Source organism: bacterium (assembly GCA_024224155.1).
Lineage (GTDB): Bacteria > Acidobacteriota > Thermoanaerobaculia > Multivoradales > JAHEKO01 > CALZIK01.
The window spans coordinates 1-3,726 of sequence record JAAENP010000075.1; the positions used below are offsets into that span (position 1 = coordinate 1).

General features: G+C 64.7%; 3 protein-coding genes. All 3 read right to left on the reverse strand.

The window, feature by feature from the left end; all coding sequences use genetic code 11:
* Positions 1-2,311, reverse strand: a 2,311-nt coding sequence (locus tag GY769_04270; GenBank protein ID MCP4201130.1) for a protein kinase, incomplete at its 3' end; no start/stop codon positions are given.
* A gap of 19 nt (positions 2,312-2,330) precedes the next feature.
* Complete coding sequence (locus GY769_04275; protein MCP4201131.1) at positions 2,331-3,041, reverse strand: MBL fold metallo-hydrolase; 711 nt, start codon at positions 3,039-3,041, stop codon at positions 2,331-2,333.
* Between the two features lie 187 nt (positions 3,042-3,228).
* A partial coding sequence (locus tag GY769_04280; GenBank protein MCP4201132.1) for a hypothetical protein occupies positions 3,229-3,726 on the reverse strand: 498 nt, incomplete at its 5' end.

Genomic DNA, 3,726 nt, shown 5'->3' on the forward strand with positions numbered 1-3,726 from the left:
CTTCCTCGATGCCGGTATGCTCCAGCGTCGCGATCAACGCGAGCTGAGCCACGAAACCGAGCTTCGGTTCTTCGTCGCCGGCGAGCTGCGCCGCTTCGAGCGCCGTCTGCCGTGCTTGACCGAGGCTGCCACGGCTGGCGTGGAGCTCAGCCAGCCGCAGCTTGCCGTGGAGTTGTTGGAGCCGAGATGACGACGCCACGCTCTTGTCGATTTGAGAACGCGCCTCGACATGGCTCCTGGTGGCGAGATGGAGATCGGCCATGGCCAGGTCTTTGTATTGTCCTGACGCTGACTCCAGGTTCGCTTGAGCTTCTTCGTACAGACCCAGCGCGATCTGACAGTACGCGAGCGTGGTCAGTGCCAGCGAGCGCTTCTCGGGCGGCGCCACTCGGATTGCCGCCCGAAACGCTCGGGACGCCTCCTGATATCGCTGAAAGTAGGACCAATGCGCCATGCCGAGATTGTGATGGGCGGCAAATTCGTTGGGGTACAACGTGCTCATCAGGGACCACGCGCGCACCACGGATTCCGGATCACCATGCAGCCTCGCCACCCAACCATCCACATAGAGCTTCTCGATTTCAGTCAACCGATCCGATCGGCGGAGGGCCTGGTCGAGATGGCCCAGGATCGTGCTTCGATCGCGATCCAGATTCATGTGGACGGCCGCCAGCTTGGCATGAGCCATCGCGAACTCGGGGTCGAGCTCGAGCGCTCGCGCCAAGAACTGGATGGCATCCTCGTTTCTGTCCTCGGAGATTCTCCGCTGCCCGAGAGAGTAGGCTTTCAGTGCTTCCAGGTTGGCGGTGGTGACCTTTTCCAACGGTCTCCGGTTCTCCTCGATCGCGGCCTGAGGCTCGCCGAGATCGACACGAACCGCCGCGGTGATGCTCTCGAGCACCGCGAGTATCGCGTCTCGGCTGCTGGCACTCTCCTGGGTCGAGAAGGTAGTGACGCCGGTTGGCGGATCGATGACCTCAGCGGTGACGGAGTAGGTTTCGCCGACTTTGCCGATGGCACCCACGACCAACGCCCGGGCACCCTCCCGTTGGCCGATTTCTATCCCGATGTCGCGATCCACCGGCGTGTCGGCATCGCGCTCCATACGTGACAGGGCACTCTGGACCTGAGAGCTCGGCAACACATAGGCGTGGCGCGACTGTTCCAGACCGAGCCTGAAAGCGAGCGCGATCGAGTCGTCGAGCAGGGGCTCGCCGGTCAGGTTCTGAAAGTCCGCGAGCACGATCCGGTCTTTCTGCTGAACGACGGGATTGCCGGGCATGCCCTGAATCGGAACGTCTTCCGGGCTCGTGAACCACCATCTGGTGAAGAGGTAGGTCGCCGCGATGCCCACCACCAGGAGCACGGCCGCGATCGCCAGCCAGCGCCGGCCAGACCAGATGTCGACCGCGGTGGCCGACGGGGCCAGGACCTCTGTCGGCGTCGAGGAGAAGGTGGTGAGCGCCGGCCGGGCGATGTCTCCGGACGACAGGTGCCCGGACATCTGCCCGAGCTCTCGAGCCACGTCTTTGGCGTTCTGGGGACGGTCTTCGGGATCTTTCTCCAGCAGATTCTCGATCACCGAGGAGAAATCCTCCGGCACGCCGCTGTTGACCACGTGCGCCGGCGTCTGCCGGTGGAGCATGACCTGCTTGAGGGTGGCGAGAGTATTGTGGGCTTTGAACGGGGAATGGCTGGTGACCGTTTCGTAGAGCAACACGCCGAGCGAGAAGAGATCGGAGCGGTGGTCGATGTCCTCGCCGCCGACGTACTCCGGCGACATCGCCCGGCTGGTGCCGACCAGCTGGCCCTTGCCGGTCAGGGACGTGTCGAGGTCGCCGGCCAACAACGGCCGGGCCAGGCCGAAGTCGAGGATCTTGGCGTGTCCTTCAGGGGTCACGATGACGTTCTCAACCTTCAGGTCGCGGTGAATGATGCCCTTGGCGTGGGCTTCAGCCAGGCCACTGGCGATCTCGTGCCCGAGGCTCGCGGCCTGCACGACGTCCAGCGGACCGTTCTTGATCAGCTTGTCGAGGGTCACTCCGTCGACAAACTCCATGACGATGCAATCGCTTCCGCCGTCGCGAAAGATGTCGTAGAGGTGGACGATGGACGAGTGATTCAGCTGCGCGGTCGCCCGCGCCTCGCGCTGGAAGCGCTCGCGATTCTCCCGGCCTTCGTCTTTGTCGTCGCGGATACGTTTGATCGCCACCCAGCGATCCAGGCGATCGTCAAAGGCCTTATAGACCTCGCCCATGCCGCCGACGCCGATCTGCTCCTCGACGCGATAGGGTCCGATCTTCTTGTTCATGATCGTCCGGCCGTCACCGCTATCCCATCAACCTCCGCCAGTCCTCGAGGGAGCGGATTCGCAGGTAGTGGTTGTGCTCGAGCTCGTCGCCGATCGTCGAAGTCGGCGTCGGTCCGTAGTGGTGCCCCGGGTAGAGGACCGTCTCGCGGGGCAGCTTCGCGAGCTTGCCAGTGAGCGTGCGGTACCTCGTTTCGGCGTCGCCGCCGGGTAAGTCCACCCGCCCGCAACCCTGGACGAAGAGCGTATCTCCCGCGACCAGGCGATCGCCGATCAGGAAAGACTGGCTGCCCGGCGTGTGCCCCGGCGTGTGGAGGAACCGCACTTCCTGATCGCCCAGGGACAGGGTGTCGCCGTCGTCGACCCGCCGCAGGTCGGACTCGGACACGCCGGTGACGACCTTGACCCCGTCCGCTTCGTGCTTGTTGACGTAGATCGGCACCGCGGCGCGCTCGAGCAGCTTCGCCAGCCCCTGCACCTGCATGCCGAAGAGATCGCCGCCGACGTGATCGGGGTGGTAGTGCGTCACCAGAGCGCCCGTGACCCGGTAGCCGTCCGCCGCCGCCAGATCGAGCAAGCTTGCCACGTCCCAGGCCGGATCGACGATCACGGCTTCCCGTTTCGCTGGGTCGCCGATCAGATACATGAAGTTGGCCATCTGCGATGCGACGGGATCGGAACCGGCGATCTGCCTTCCTGCAAGAACTTGTCTGAAATAGAGATTCTCGTCCATGCGCAATCCCAAACTCCTTCAGTTCAAACTCGAATCGATCAAGAGTGAATTGGACCTTCTATCGTAGCAAGAAAAGGGGACGCTCGCGGACACTCGCTGAAGCGCCCGAGATGCATGCCCTGATCCGCCGTGGAGTCGAGGCAGACCGACCCTGCGGGGCGCCCGGCAGGCGCGGGCTGTGTGGCGCCTACTTGACCCGCGTCCTGCGGCCGACCCGGTCGATCGTGAGGTCGATCAGAACGTGCGCCGGATCCCGGTGGTTGACGCCGAAGACCAGGCGCTGCGGCCGGTAGTCGGGATGGTCGACCTCCAGAACGTGAACCCCGGGTGGGAACAGAGGCGCTTCTTCGAGCGCCGCCAGCTCGGCGCCCGTCCCCAGGTAGTCGTCATCCAGGTAGACCGCGGAATCGGATGGCTGGATCGAGAACTTGACCTGGCCAGGCTCCGTCGATCGGGGCTCGGGCGGCGCCGGTGGCGCCGGCGGCTCGGCGACGCTCACCGGTTGCGCGGCGATGACCGGCGGCGTGACGATATAGATCGGTGGCGGGGCAGGGGCTTCGCGGGGCGGCGGCTCGGCATAGACCTCGCGGCGCGCCGGCTCGGCATAGATCGGAGCCGCCGGATAGAACGTCTGCGGATAGTACGTCGGGTAGACGTAGATCGGCGTGCCGTGCCCATGGTGTCC